Genomic DNA, 14591 nt, shown 5'->3' with positions numbered 1-14591 from the left:
CGTTTAACAACCAAGTCGAGTGGTTTTATTGATAGGGTGGCCGGCTTGGTTGTTTTTACCTCGGCAGAATATCGATCCATACACCGCTACCACTCATCACTTGGAGGCTCTCAAGCTCGTTATTGTTGGCAGAGAAGGTCATAAAGCTTTGGGCCGGAAGGCGTCGCGTTTCAGTGTCGCCAGTGCGATCTATTTGAAACGCTAATAGACTTTCTTCATTGGCATAAAAGCCTGTTAGTAGGCTGTTTTCGTTGGGTAGCGATAAGGCCGTTGGTGCGAAGCAGGCGTGTACTGTTGCAAGGGTATCGCTGTCTCGCCCCATGATATTTAAGTCTTCAATTCGCCCCTTTGTTAGGCTGGCATGGGTGTGATCGCCGCCAGCAAAGCATGCCATGTCTAAAGGGGCTGTCAGCGCGTGTTCTACGCTTTCGTTATTGGCATTGCGATGGCTAAGCGTCATACCTTGGCCACTCAGTAAAACCAAAGTGCGATGTAAGCCACTGAAGTCGGAAAAAACACCATGATCGTTGACAGAGGCTTGGCTGATGCGAAAGCGCAGGCCTTGCTCATCGTCATGACGTTGGATTTCGAGTGTTTCACCTAGCCCATTTTTCCATGGCATGCGCAAATAATCGCTTTGCTCAATCAGGTGGCAGTGAAGTGGGGTGTTAAGCGTCATACATCACCTTTTTAATGATTCGAATAAACGCGCTACGGCTACTTTCTTCGTGTTCGTGGTGGAAGTTTTTAATGCGTTGTTGCCCTGCGACAAAAACGTCTTTTACCAAATTTTCATTGGTCGCAAACAACCAGCGGTTGAGCAAATCTTTGTTGTCACTGGCGGTCATAAAAGGCTGGCTTTCATCGAGTACCATGAAGTCGGCTCGGTTACCTACCGCCAGGCCAAGAGAGACGCCACAGGCCTGATTCCCGCCTAATAATGCTTGCTGATAGAGGTTATCACCGACGCTGGTTTGTTCTGGCCGGTACAGGCGGTTACGTTGTTGGTCGCGCAGGCGCTGGCCGTATTCTAATGTTCGTAACTCTTCGACAATCGATAAGCTGACATGGCTATCAGAGCCAATCCCCCAGCGGCCACCTTCCTTTTCAAACGCCACCGCAGGAAAAATGCCGTCGCCTAAGTTGGCTTCTGTGGTCGGACAAAGCCCCGCAATGGCTTGGCTGGTGGCAATGGCTTGGCGTTCTGTTTCTGTTAGATGAGTGGCGTGCACCAGACACCAGCGATCGCTCAAGCCAATTTCGTTATGCAACCATTCTACTGGCCGTTGCCCACTCCAATTGATGCTGTCTTGCACTTCTTTTTGCTGTTCTGCGATATGAATATGGATCGGACTTGTTGTGTTGAAAGAGGCGTTTAATGTCTGCAATACGGTGTCGATTTGCGGTTTAGTGACCGCGCGCAGCGAGTGAAAACAAACGCCCAATTGATGAATCGGATGATTGGCCAATGTTTTAGCACAGGCTTGATGCAGCGTTAAGTAAGAGTCGGTGGAATGAATAAATCGCGCTTGCCCGGCATTGGGGGCTTGTCCGCCGAAACCTGAATGAGAGTAGAGCACTGGCAGTAGGGTTAAGCCTAAGCCTGCATCATCGGCAGCTGCGATGAGCTGATTCGACATTTCGGCCAACTGTCCATAGTGCTTGCCACCTATGTCGTGGTGTAAGTAATGAAACTCCCCAACTTGGCTGTAGCCCGCTTTTAACATGTCGATGTAAAGCTGCTTTGCAATGATGTGGGCATCGTCTGGGGTGAGCTTTTGGACGATTTTATACATCAGATCGCGCCAACTCCAAAAACTATCGTTTGGGTTCAAGCTGACTTCAGCGGCGCCCGCCATAATACGTTGAAAAGCATGAGAGTGGACGTTGGCGATGGTTGGCAACACAGGGCCTGACAAAATATTGGCTTTGTCTGTGGCGGTGCTGTTGGTTTCTAGTGAATAAAATTGGCCGTTTTTAACCGAAAAAAGCACATTATTCGCCCAGCCTGATGGCAATAAGGCGCGTTCCGAAAAAAAACATTGAAGGTCAGAATTCGCTTGATGAAGGCTGCTCACAATCCATTCCTAGGTTGATTAGAATGATTTGAGTGTAATAGAAAATATAATGTATATACAAGTTTGTTTTTATCTATTTCATTTTTGCTGGGTCGTCACTTAAATAGAGTCTTTGTTATACAAGGGTTTTACGCTTTTTCACTCCCTTTAAAAGTTGTTTTCCACAGAAATGCTCTGTGTTTTTTCAGAAAAAAGACTTGCATATAGAAAACGAAGATTTTATCTTTAGATTAATTGTATATACATGTTCATTCTAATTCGTTTCAAGATGCCTGATTGGCTTTCTTTTTAAAGGTGCAGAAAATGACTAAGCAAACTATTACTCAAAAGCGTTATCGTGCCGGTGTGGTAAAAGCGGCAACAGGAACAAAGTTAACCGCTAAATCTTGGTTTACCGAAGCGCCAATGCGCATGCTGATGAACAACCTAGATCCTGATGTGGCAGAAAACCCTGAAGAGTTAGTGGTTTACGGTGGTATTGGTCGCGCTGCCCGTGATTGGGAAAGTTACGACAAAATTGTTGAGTCCCTCACTGAGTTAGAAGATGACGAAACATTATTGGTTCAATCGGGTAAGCCAGTAGGTGTATTCAAAACACACAGCAACGCACCTCGCGTGTTAATCGCTAACTCTAACCTAGTGCCACACTGGGCAAACTGGGAACACTTTAATGAGCTGGACGCCAAAGGTTTGGCTATGTACGGCCAGATGACCGCGGGTTCTTGGATCTACATCGGTAGTCAGGGCATAGTGCAAGGCACTTATGAAACCTTCGTTGAAGCGGGTCGTCAACATTACGATGGCAACCTAACGGGTCGTTGGGTGCTAACTGCGGGTCTTGGTGGTATGGGTGGCGCGCAACCATTGGCCGCGACCTTGGCCGGTGCTTGTTCTTTGAATATTGAGTGCCAACAAAGCCGTATCGATTTCCGTCTACGTACCCGTTATGTGGATGAGCAAGCAGCCGACCTAGACGACGCACTAGCGCGCATTAAAAAATACACAGCAGAAGGTAAAGCGGTTTCTATTGCTCTATGTGGCAACGCCGCCGACATCTTGCCAGAAATGGTAAAACGCGGTGTTCGTCCAGATATGGTGACTGACCAAACATCGGCGCACGACCCACTAAATGGTTATTTACCCACTGGCATGAGCTGGGAAGAGTACCGTGAAAAAGCACTGACTCAGCCTGCTGAAATCGTCACGGCGGCGAAGAAAACCATGGCGGTTCATGTCCAAGCCATGTTGGACTTCCAGAAAATGGGTGTGCCAACCTTTGACTACGGCAACAACATTCGTCAAATGGCGATGGAAGAAGGCGTAGAAAACGCCTTTGATTTCCCAGGTTTTGTGCCAGCCTACATTCGCCCATTGTTCTGTCGCGGTATTGGCCCATTCCGTTGGGCGGCGTTATCGGGTGACCCAGAAGACATTTATAAAACCGACGCCAAAGTAAAAGAAGTGATCGCCGACGATGCGCACTTACATCATTGGTTAGACATGGCCCGTGAACGTATTCAGTTCCAAGGTTTGCCAGCGCGCATTTGTTGGGTTGGTCTTGGTCAACGTGCCAAGCTTGGCCTAGCCTTTAATGAAATGGTTCGCAGCGGCGAATTGTCGGCGCCAATCGTCATTGGTCGTGACCACCTAGATTCAGGTTCTGTAGCAAGCCCGAACCGTGAAACGGAAGGCATGCAGGATGGTTCTGATGCGGTGTCGGATTGGCCATTATTGAACGCATTATTGAACACGGCGTCTGGTGCCACTTGGGTGTCTTTGCACCACGGCGGCGGTGTTGGCATGGGCTTCTCGCAGCATTCGGGAATGGTGATTGTGTGTGATGGTAGTGATGATGCCGCTGAGCGTATTGCTCGTGTCCTTCATAATGATCCAGCAACCGGTGTTATGCGTCACGCAGATGCAGGTTATGATATCGCCATTGAATGCGCGAAAGAACAAGGCTTGAATTTACCGATGATTACGGGCAACCAAACAAAATAAAAATCCTACGCGTTAGTGCGAACAACATTGCAACGCAGAGAATTAAAATTAAGGATCATCATGTTTGAATTAACGATAAAACCAGGTCAATTGACGCTAAATGAATTACGACAAATCAGTCGTCGTTCGGTGAAATTGAGCTTAGATGAAAGTGCGTTTGCGGCAATCAATGCCAGTACACAGGTGGTGAATGATGTGATCGCAGAAAATCGCACCGTTTACGGAATTAACACAGGGTTTGGTTTGCTGGCGAATACTCGTATTGCGCCAGAAGATTTAGATGAGTTACAGCGCAGTATTGTGCTGTCTCACGCGGCGGGCATTGGTCAGTTGATGGACGATAAAACCGTCAAGTTGATTATGGCCTTGAAAGTAAACAGTCTCGCTCGTGGCTTTTCTGGTATTCGTCTAAAAGTGATTCAAGCACTACTCACGCTGATCAATAAAGAAGTGTACCCATGCATTCCGAAAAAAGGCTCAGTGGGCGCTTCTGGTGATTTAGCACCCTTAGCTCACATGAGTACGATTTTGTTGGGCGAAGGTAAAGCCCGTTATCGTGGCGAAGTCATTTCTGGGCAAGCCGCTTTATCCATCGCAGGACTTGAGCCGATTACCTTAGCGCCTAAAGAAGGTTTGGCATTGTTGAACGGCACGCAAGCGTCGACGGCATTTGCGCTTGAAGGTTTGTTTGAAGCGGAAGATTTGTTTGCTTCTGCCATCGTCTGTGGTTCCTTGTCAGTAGAAGCGGCATTGGGCAGTCGTAGTCCATTTGATGCGCGTATTCATGAAGTTCGTGGTCATCAGACCCAAATGGACGCCGCGGCTGCGTATCGTCACTTATTGGGTGAAACCAGTGAGTTAGGCGACTCTCATCAAGGCTGTGAAAAGGTTCAAGACCCTTACTCTTTGCGTTGTCAGCCACAGGTGATGGGCGCGTGTTTGGAGCAGATTCGCAGCACGGCGAAGGTTTTGTGTGTCGAAGCCAACTCTGTTTCTGATAACCCATTAGTGTTTGCTGCAGAAGGTGACATTATTTCTGGTGGTAACTTCCACGCGGAGCCTGTTGCTATGGCTGCGGACAACTTAGCCTTGGCGATTGCTGAAATCGGCAGTTTGTCAGAGCGTCGCATGGCACTTTTGATCGACAGCAACCTCAGTAAATTGCCGCCTTTCCTTGTGGATAACGGTGGTGTGAACTCTGGATTTATGATCGCTCAAGTCACCGCAGCGGCCTTGGCGAGTGAAAACAAAAGCTACGCACACCCTGCGTCAGTGGACAGTTTGCCAACGTCTGCCAACCAAGAAGACCATGTTTCTATGGCCACTTTCGCGGCGCGTCGTTTGAAAGACATGGCGGAAAATACTCGTGGAATTTTGGCGGTTGAAATTTTATCTGCTGTGCAAGGTTTGGATTTTCGTGCGCCATTGAAATCGACCCCACGCCTAGAAGAAGCGCGTGCGACATTGCGCTCTCGTGTGCCTTTTTATGACAAAGATCGTTACTTTGCGACCGACATCGAAAAGGCCAATGAGCTCTTGTTAGAAGCGGTGCATAACAACACCATGCCTACTGGTTTGTTGCCTAGCGTGTTGTAAGTGCTGATTGAGCGCTGTGAATAAACCAGACGTTATAAATGCCTCGAAAGAGGCATTCTTGGTTATAAAAACTTGCAGTCGTTAACAGCCGTTTTCTTGTGTCACTTTGTGTGTGATAGCAAGGGGGATTTAATAGTAATGAAAAGCGGACAGCAGTAGGGGTAAAGAATGACAGCATCAATGGTTGACGACCAAACAGCGCTTAAATTGGATAGCGTATGGCGTGGTGCGCATGTAGCGACCATGAAAGAAGGGCGCTACAGCATCATTAAAGACGCCGCCATTGGTGTTGTTGACGGTCGTATTGCGTGGCTTGGTGAAGCGGATTTGCTACCCAAATATCAAGCGAAGCAAGAGCATGATCTCGACGGCGGCTGGGTGACGCCTGGGCTAATCGATTGCCACACGCATTTGGTGTTTGGCGGTAATCGTGCGGGAGAATTTGAGCAGCGCTTGAACGGTGTGAGCTACCAAGAGATTGCCAAACAAGGCGGTGGTATTGCCTCGTCTGTGAACGCCACGCGCGCCGCCAGTGAAGCCGAGTTGGTTGTCAGTGCAACACGACGTTTGAAAAGCCTGATGGCGGATGGTGTGACCACCATTGAAATCAAATCAGGCTATGGTTTGTCATTGGACAGTGAGCTAAAAATGCTCCGAGTAGCGGCCGTATTGGAACAGCAATTTCCAGTCACCATTAAGCGTACTTGTTTGGCTGCGCATGCGATGCCACCAGAGTTCGATAGTAAAGACGCCTACATTGATTACTTGTGCGAGACGGTGTTGCCCAAAGTGGCTGAACTTGGTTTGGCCGATGCCGTGGACGCGTTTTGCGAAGGGATTGCGTTTAGCACTGAGCAGGTGTCACGCTATTTCAAAAGAGCTCAAGAATTGAAACTGCCAGTGAAGATTCACGCGGAGCAGCTTTCTGCGTTAGGCGGTACGCGTATGGCTGCCTCTTATCAGGCGTTGTCAGCGGATCATCTGGAGTTTATGGAAGAATCTGATGTGCAGGCCATGGCCGAATCTGGCACTGTGGCAGTGTTGCTGCCGGGGGCATTTTACACCCTGAAAGAAACCCAGTTGCCGCCGCTGGATTTGCTGCGTCAATATGGTGTAGACATCGCCATTGCAACGGACGCCAACCCAGGTACATCGCCTGCTTTATCGTTGCGTTTGATGATGAACATGGCGTGCACCTTATTTGGTATGACACCTGAAGCGGCACTGGCAGGGGCAACGATTCATGCGGCAAAAGCCTTAGGGATCAGTGAGTCTCATGGCTCTTTAGAAGTCGGCAAGGTGGCGGATTTTGTCTGCTGGGATGTGGAAAGTCCTGGTGAACTTTGTTATTGGTTAGGTGGGCAATTAGTAAAACAACGCATCCAACACGGAGTATCCCATGAGTAATGTAGAGCTTCAGCCTGTTCATAATCGGATTGAATCGCCTTTTGAGTTCCATCAGGGGGATTCGCCATTATTGGTGAGTATGCCGCATTCTGGTTTGCAATTAACCGTAACAGAAGAAGAGTCGTTGACGGAGAAAGCCAAGCGCTTGCCCGATACGGATTGGTATATTCCAGAGCTTTATGGCGATCTAGCGGCTCGTGGCGTCAGTGTTATTTCAGCCAATTACTCGCGTTATGTGATTGATTTAAATCGACCTTATGATGATGCAGCCTTGTACACCACTAAGACAACAGGGTTGTTCCCAGATATTTTGTTTGATGAAAGCCCGACGTTTTTAGCAGGAAAAGAACCTACAGATGTGCATCACGCATTATGCAAAGAGCAGATCTGGCGCCCATATCATCAGCAAATTGAAGACGAGCTGGCGCGCATTAAAGCCAAATTTGGTTACGCTATTTTGTTGGATGCACACAGCATAGCAGCAGAAGTGCCTATGTTGTTTGAGGGCAAACTGCCAGACTTTAACTGGGGCACCAACGCCGGTGAATCTTGTGCCCCTGCGGTTTTAAAAAGCGCGCAAGCGTGTTTGTCGAACAACTACAGCCAAGTGGCTAATGGTCGCTTTAAAGGCGGCTACATCACCCGTGGTTTTGGTCAGCCAGCAGAAGGCATTCATGCCATCCAACTGGAACTCTCTCAAGCCACCTATCTAAACGACGAGCTAGTAAAACAAGGTCAATACTTACTGGACGAAGATAAATTTCCCGTGATTCAGAAACAACTGAGAAAACTGGTGGACGCTTTGTTGAGTGTGAAGCTCTAACGTTCAAAGGAGCATTTCTTTGAGAACTTTTTAGCCAAGTTTAGAGATATTTAATCTCCACCAAAAAACGCCCGTCTTGCAAAAGACGGGCGTTTTTATTGGTCATGGTTTCTTAGCCAATCATGGCTATTACAGGTTAGGCCACTGTGCTTTCTTTGCTGTAGCCTTCTTTGCTGTAGCCTTCTTTGTTGTAGATTGACTCGTCTAGCTCATTTTCGCTTTTTCCGACCAGTGCAGACACCATCAAGTCACCACATACGTTTACGCTGGTTCTCGCCATGTCTAGGATACGGTCGATACCGGCAACAATCGCTAAGCCTTCAATAGGTAGGCCAACGGTGGTAAGTACCAATGACAGCATGATCAAGCCCGCGCCAGGAACACCAGCAGTACCAATAGAAGCCAGAGTAGAAGTCATGATGATAAGTAGGTAATCGGCCATGTCTAGGTCAATGCCAAAAGCTTGTGCGATGAAAAGAGCACACACACCTTGGTATAACGCGGTGCCATCCATGTTGATGGTGGCGCCCAATGGCAAGACGAAGCTGGCAACGCCTTTAGAAACACCAAGCTCTTCACGTGATGCTTTGATGGTCGCAGGCAAGGTGCCGGAGCTACTGGTAGTGGTAAAAGCAACGGCAGCAGGGTTTAACAAGGCTTTTAAGTAACGCACAGGATTCAAGCGACCGATAGTACCGATTAAGCCTGCGTAAACGACAAGAACGTGAACGATACAGCCAAGGTAAACGACAGCGATTACTTTGATTAATGGTAGCAAAACTTCGATACCGTATTTGCCAGAAACCCAAGCCATCAAACCAAAGACACCGTATGGCGCTAGTTTCATAACCAATTCAGTTAGTTTGTACATGGCTTCCGCTAGACTTTCAAACACAGCAACCGCCGGTTTTGCTTTTTCGCCACATAGATTAAACGCGATGCCTAGACCCAATGCAAAGACGATGATTTGCAAAATATTGCCTGCCGCTAAGGCATTCACCGGGTTTTTAGGAATAAGGTTTAAAAAGGTTTGCACTAAAGTAGGGGCTTCTTTCACCACGGTTGAGGTTTCATTTGCCACCATATTTAAGCCAGCGCCAGGGGCGAAAACAGACCCAAATACTAGCCCTATGGTAATGGCTACGGCTGTTGTTCCTAAATAAAGAAGAACGGATTTTGCGCCAATGCGACCCATTTTGCGACTGTCTTCCATAGAGGTAACACCTACTACGAGAGAGCAGAAAATAAGTGGCACTATCAGCATCTTGATGGCATTAACAAACAAGGTGCCTATGGGTTTTAGAAACTCAGAGTCTGGTCCAAGGAGTACCCCAGCCACGACCCCTAGTCCCATACCGATGAATATCTTCTGCCAAAGTGGCATTTTTCCCCAGAAGCCAGGTTGCTTTTGGCCTGTTGTGTTATTTGTCATAGAGGTTTCCTTTTGTATTTCGTTATTTTTTAGAATTTATAATTATGTGAATTTGCAATTGGTGTGCCAGCTAGGTTTATCTATTTAACACTTTGTTTTTATTGGATTAATTTTTAAATCTATTTAAAAAAAACGGTATAACTTATATTATTGAAAATCTAAGACCATTAATAAAAACTCTATACTTTTCAATTGGTTAGAATGGATATAACCAAACGCCTGCGTATAACTTAAGTTATAAGGTTTCTTGTTTCGCAATGGCGTACCAATCAACGCAGGCTTTAGCGAGAGTGTCTGTCGCATCGAGTGTGAATGGCTTGGTTTCTGAATGTATATGGTCTAAAGCGAAAGGAATTTCGGTGCAGCCGAGAATGATGGATTCCACGCCTGTGCTTAGTAAGTCTTTCACGCAGTCTTCCAGTATTTTGGCGCCTTCTTCGACTGAGCCCGCTTTCACTAAGTAAATGCCACTCATGACTTTTTCTTGAATTTTTGTCGATGGCAGTGTTAATTCGATACCGTACTGCGCCAATTCTTTGCTATAAAAACCGGCTTTTAAGGTGCCATCTGTCGCCATGAGGGCAACCGATTTAATGTGTTGGTGGGTTAATTGTTGGGCACAGGTTTGCGCAATATGCAGGATCGGAACCGAGCAGATGCTTTGTAAATCTGGATGCCAATAGTGGGCGGTATTACAGGGAATGGTAATACAGCTTACTTTGGTGGCGATTAAAGTATTGAGGCCTGCGGTGAGTGCGGGCAGTGGGGATTCTCCGCTGCCCATGAGAAAAGCGGTGCGATCAGGAATTTGCGGGACGCAATGAATCTGCAGAGGAATATTTTCCTGATCACTGCCTGCATGGGTATGATGAATAATTTTTTGTACGAAATCCAATGTCGCCAAAGGACCCATACCACCTAAAATACCAATTGTAGCACTCACAGCGATTTCCTCTTTAAGTTAACAAGGCAACAGTAACGCTGAAAGTTAGGTCGTTCTAATGCCGCTTTTGCAAGGGCTATGCGTATTAAACATATACTGTATTTTAAATTAATAAAATCATATGGTTAGTTGGTTGTTTTGGTTTGTATAAAGAACGCATAAGAGAGCTATTGGGTGTATATCGTCGCTAAAAAGGTATACTCAGGGTTATTATTTAGAAGGTCTGAATTCCATGAATATTGAAACAAAGTGGCTTGAAGATTTTTTATCACTCGCCCATACCCAAAGCTTTTCAAAATCTGCGGAGGAAAGGTTTTTAACTCAACCAGCCTTTAGTCGCCGTATTAAAGCGTTAGAAGCCGCGGTAGGCCGTGAGTTAATTGATAGAACTCGGTTCCCAGTACAATTAACCGATGAAGGTACCTTGTTTCGGATTACGGCTAAAAATCTAGTCTCACAATTGAATGAAAGTATTGCCCACCTTTGTGCCTTAAAAAAATCCGCTACGCCGGTTTTGAATGTGGCCGTTTCGCACACGCTTTCGTTGTCCCTTTTTCCCTCCTTCGCGCAGTCAATTAAAGCCGATTTAGAGCATGTGCAGATCCGTCAATTGGTTGCCAATGTCGATGACAGCGTGCATGCGCTGAAAAATGGTTTGTGTGATTTTCTTGTCGCGTTTGACGACTTTAGCCTGTCAAATGGGCTCTTTTCGCGACTAGAGTTGCAGACAGAATCGTTAGTGCCTGTGTGTTATCAAGACGAAGAAGGGGAGCCGATATACAGCTTAGATGCAAAGACACAAGAAGACATCCCTTACCTCGCTTACCCTGAGGGCATTTATCTTGGTCGACGGGTAAAAAGCTTGTTGGATGATCCGCCACGTAAACTTAATCTTCGTCAGTTGTTTGAATCTCCAATGGCCGACAGTCTTAAAGTGATGGCGCTACAGCGCATGGGAGTGGCGTGGGTGCCTACTTTCTCTGTGACAGAAGAGCTTAAACAAGGGTTCTTGTCTATTTGTGGCGACGCCTCTTGGCAGTTGCCTCTTACCGTGTGTGTTTATCGTTGTAATCGACTGTTAAGTCCTGAAGCGGAAAGGCTCTGGGGTATTTTGCAGCGCCGTTATGACGTTGTAGATTCTTCACTGGAAAAGACCTAAATCATGTTTCGATATTATGTGTGTGTTTGCTGCTTGTTCTTTTTGCCTTCGTTGGAGGCCGACGCTAGAACGCTTGCTGGATCGACCAACAAAGTAGTGATTGTCGGTGGGGATTTTAATTACCCTCCTTACGAATTCCTAGATCAAGAGGGCAACCCCACAGGCTATGGCACTGAACTCACCAAAGAAATTGCCGCCGTGATGGGCATTAATATTGAAATACGTTTAGGCAAATGGTCCGACATGCGAGACGCGATAGAAAAGGGGGAGATCGATGTATTGCAAGGAATTACCTATTCCGATGAGCGCGCCAAAGTTTATGATTTTTCCCCTCACTACGCGATTATTAATCAGTCGGTGTTTGCCAGAGACGACCAGTCAACCAGTATCAATAGCATAGAAGATCTTAAAGGTAAGGAAGTCATAGTGCAGAAGGACGGCATTATGCACGACTTGATTTTAGAGCAGCACATTAAAATGAACTTGTTTACCGTGGATACCCACGCGGATGCTTTGCGATTACTGGCGTCTGGTAAACACGATTATGCGGTGGTGGCGAACCTTCCTGGTTTGTATTTGGGACGAGAGTTTGCTTTGTCGAACATCAAGCCGGTGGGACAGACATTTGCTGCTCAGCGTTATGGTTTTGGGGTCAAAAAAGGCAATGAAGACTTGTTGGCTAAGTTTAGCGAAGGCCTGGCTATTTTAAAAAACACCGGCAGGCAGGAAGCGATCTACGAAAAGTGGTTTGGCGCATTAGAGAAAAGCCAATACCCTTGGAAAAAAGTAGGGCAGACCGCGGCGATCCTCTCTTTGTTGTTATTGATTACATTGGGCGGAATTGTGGTTTGGAACCGCATGCTTAAAAAAGAAGTTAACCGTCGCACTAAAGAATTAAAGCAACAACAGCAGCAATTATTACAAGCGGACAAGATGGCTTCGTTAGGGGTATTGGTGTCAGGTGTTGCCCATGAAATCAATAACCCTTGCAGTCTGGTGTCGATGAATATTTCCATACTTAAGGGCGTATTGCGAGACAGTGAAGAGGCCTATGACGCTTATTATCGTGACCACGGAGACTTCGATCTCGGCGGTTTGCCATACAGCAGAATGCGCGAAAAAATTCCCTATATGCTAGAAGACATTGCCACGGGAGCCCAGCGCATTCGCCGTATTGTGGATGATCTTCGAGACTTTGCTCGTCAAGGTCCACTGGATTTAAGCGAGCAAGTAGACCTTAATCTGGTCGCCGAAGTGTCAATCAGGCTGGTGGATAATACGATTAAGCAATCGACCTTTACTTTTAGTACGGAGCTGAGCAACTCTTTGCCAAAGATTTTAGGCAATAAACAAAAAATAGAGCAGGTTGTTATCAACTTGATTGTGAATGCATGCCAAGCCCTGAGTAGCCAAAAAGAAGGCATCAAGGTGATCTCTTATTACAATGAAGAAAGAGCTATGGTGTGTTTAGAGGTGCAAGACCAAGGAAGAGGCATAGAGCCAGATAACCTTTCTAAGCTAAATGATCCGTTTTTCACCACGAAGCGGGATCAAGGCGGAATGGGATTAGGGCTTTCTGTGTCGTCGGGGATTGTTCAAGAACATGGCGGGACGCTGGAGTATGAATCGGTGTTAGGGTTAGGGACACGCGCAATCTTGTCCTTGCCCATTAGTGTGAAAGGCGAAGAAATATGAGTGTGAATTTGTACCCCGCATTCGGTGTGTTGTTGATCGATGATGAAGCCTCGTTTTTGCGAAGTTTTAGTTTACTGTTAGAAACCGCCGCCGGCATTAATCATATTTATACGTGTGAAGACAGTCGGCAAGCCATGGATATGATTGAAAAACACAGCATTGGTTTGGTGCTGTTAGACATTAATATGCCGCACTTATCGGGCGAGGCCTTGCTGTCTGAGATTGTAGAAAGGCACCCTGAGGTTCATGTCATTATTGTCAGCGGTTTAAACCAGTTGGAAACCGCCATCAGTTGTATTCGTTCTGGTGCGTTTGATTACTTTATTAAAAGCTCAGAAGAAAAGCGTTTGATCGATGGCATAAAACGCGCCATTGAAATGCAGGAAATGCGCTTAGAAAACCAAGAAATGCGACGTTTGTTTTTCTCCGACACACTAAAGCATCCAGAGGCATTTGCGGACATTTTGACGCAAGACAAAGGCATGAAGCTGGTGTTTCAGTATTTAGAGTCTGTTTCAGAAAGCAGTCGGCACGTGCTGATTACAGGAGAAAGTGGCACGGGCAAAGAAGCCATTGCCCAAGCCATTCATGATTTGAGCGGCCGCACAGGGCCATTGGTCAGTGTGAACGTGGCTGGCGTGGACGATAGCTTTTTCTCCGATACCTTATTTGGGCACGCCCGTGGCGCTTTTAGTGGTGCCGACCAAGCTCGCTCAGGCATGGTGGAGCAGGCCAGTGGTGGGACGCTATTTTTAGATGAGATTGGGGACCTTAGTTTGGCATCGCAAGTGAAATTATTGCGCTTGCTACAAGAAGGCGAATATTACCCACTAGGGTCGGACAAACCAAAGCGGCTTAACGCGCGCTTGGTTGTTGCGACGCATCAAAATCTAGACACCAAACAAGCCGATGGCAGCTTTCGAAAAGATTTATATTATCGCCTGTGTACCCATCAAGTCGACTTGCCAGCATTACGAAAAAGGCCCACAGATATTCCATTATTATTAGAATATTTTCTTGAAAAAGCGGCACAAGAACTGGGGCGCAGTAAGCCAACAGTGCCAAAAGAATTGCCTGTTTTGCTACAGAACTACGCTTTTCCAGGCAATGTTCGAGAGTTGCAGGCCTTGTGTTTTGATGCCGTGAGTCGTCATCGAGGCGGTATCTTATCGATGGCGGTGTTTAAGCGTGCTTGTGACAATGCCGATGTATCCATAAGCCCTGAAGCGGCAGACGCTTTTTTCCAATACCCAGTTGATCACCCGTTGCCAACCTTGCAAAAATCAGCGGATTTATTGGTCGACGAAGCGATGAAACGGGCCAATGGCAACCAATCTATCGCGGCTCGATTGTTGGGGATTTCTCAGCCCGCATTAAGCAAAAGGCTAAAAAGCCGTAAAGGTCTAGAGACTCCTTCTGAATAGAGTCGCGATGCGTATTTTCTAAGAAGAGCCAAG

General features: G+C 46.8%; 11 protein-coding genes. 7 read left to right on the top strand and 4 right to left on the bottom strand.

Annotation, left to right across the window (positions count from 1 at the left end; genetic code table 11):
• Positions 1–55 precede the first annotated feature (55 nt).
• Positions 56–679 (bottom strand): HutD family protein, encoded by a 624-nt coding sequence (locus E0D71_RS04065; RefSeq protein WP_133001997.1) that lies wholly within the window; start codon positions 677–679, stop codon positions 56–58.
• Positions 669–2078, bottom strand: coding sequence for a formimidoylglutamate deiminase (locus E0D71_RS04060; RefSeq protein WP_133001996.1), 1410 nt, complete (start codon positions 2076–2078; stop codon positions 669–671). Before E0D71_RS04060 ends, E0D71_RS04065 begins: the two co-directional genes overlap by 11 nt.
• Positions 2079–2381: 303 nt before the next feature.
• Here E0D71_RS04060 and hutU point away from each other — a divergent pair, with 303 nt between their 5' ends.
• The 4 genes from hutU (at position 2382) to hutG (ending at position 7905) form a co-directional block, all read left to right on the top strand.
• Complete coding sequence (gene hutU, locus E0D71_RS04055) at positions 2382–4079, top strand: urocanate hydratase (RefSeq protein WP_133001995.1); 1698 nt, start codon at positions 2382–2384, stop codon at positions 4077–4079.
• Between the two features lie 60 nt (positions 4080–4139).
• Positions 4140–5675, top strand: coding sequence for a histidine ammonia-lyase (gene hutH, locus E0D71_RS04050; RefSeq protein ID WP_133001994.1), 1536 nt, complete (start codon positions 4140–4142; stop codon positions 5673–5675).
• A 168-nt stretch (positions 5676–5843) separates the two neighbouring features.
• Positions 5844–7082 carry an imidazolonepropionase gene (hutI, locus tag E0D71_RS04045; RefSeq protein ID WP_243711919.1) on the top strand — a complete coding sequence of 413 codons (1239 nt, stop codon included), beginning with the start codon at positions 5844–5846 and terminating at the stop codon, positions 7080–7082.
• The gene (gene hutG / locus E0D71_RS04040; RefSeq protein WP_133001993.1) at positions 7075–7905 is read left to right on the top strand and encodes an N-formylglutamate deformylase; all 831 of its coding nucleotides are present in this window, start codon (positions 7075–7077) and stop codon (positions 7903–7905) included. Before hutI ends, hutG begins: the two co-directional genes overlap by 8 nt.
• 136 nt (positions 7906–8041) lie before the next feature.
• Here hutG and E0D71_RS04035 read toward each other — a convergent pair whose 3' ends face one another.
• Together E0D71_RS04035 and E0D71_RS04030 are read right to left on the bottom strand one after the other, a co-directional pair.
• A complete protein-coding gene (locus E0D71_RS04035) occupies positions 8042–9337 on the bottom strand; it encodes a dicarboxylate/amino acid:cation symporter (protein ID WP_133001992.1) in 1296 nt (431 codons plus the stop codon).
• Between the two features lie 235 nt (positions 9338–9572).
• A complete protein-coding gene (locus tag E0D71_RS04030; RefSeq protein ID WP_243711918.1) occupies positions 9573–10280 on the bottom strand; it encodes an amino acid racemase in 708 nt (235 codons plus the stop codon).
• Between the two features lie 232 nt (positions 10281–10512).
• On the opposite strand from E0D71_RS04030, the gene E0D71_RS04025 reads away from it, so the two are divergent.
• From E0D71_RS04025 to E0D71_RS04015, 3 genes are read left to right on the top strand one after another with little or no spacing between them, the layout of a single operon-like run.
• Positions 10513–11439, top strand: a complete 927-nt coding sequence (locus E0D71_RS04025) for a LysR substrate-binding domain-containing protein (protein WP_133001991.1) — start codon at positions 10513–10515, stop codon at positions 11437–11439.
• A 3-nt stretch (positions 11440–11442) separates the two neighbouring features.
• Positions 11443–13134: a transporter substrate-binding domain-containing protein gene (locus tag E0D71_RS04020; RefSeq protein WP_133001990.1), complete on the top strand. Its 1692-nt coding sequence runs from the start codon at positions 11443–11445 to the stop codon at positions 13132–13134.
• The gene (locus tag E0D71_RS04015; RefSeq protein WP_133001989.1) at positions 13131–14558 is read left to right on the top strand and encodes a sigma-54 dependent transcriptional regulator; all 1428 of its coding nucleotides are present in this window, start codon (positions 13131–13133) and stop codon (positions 14556–14558) included. Before E0D71_RS04020 ends, E0D71_RS04015 begins: the two co-directional genes overlap by 4 nt.
• Positions 14559–14591 lie beyond the last annotated feature (33 nt).

The organism is Marinomonas sp. KMM3893 (genome assembly GCF_004352855.1).
GTDB lineage: Bacteria > Pseudomonadota > Gammaproteobacteria > Pseudomonadales > Marinomonadaceae > Marinomonas > Marinomonas arenicola.
Note: the sequence above shows the minus strand (reverse complement) of the source record. Positions and strands in the feature narration are given on the sequence as shown.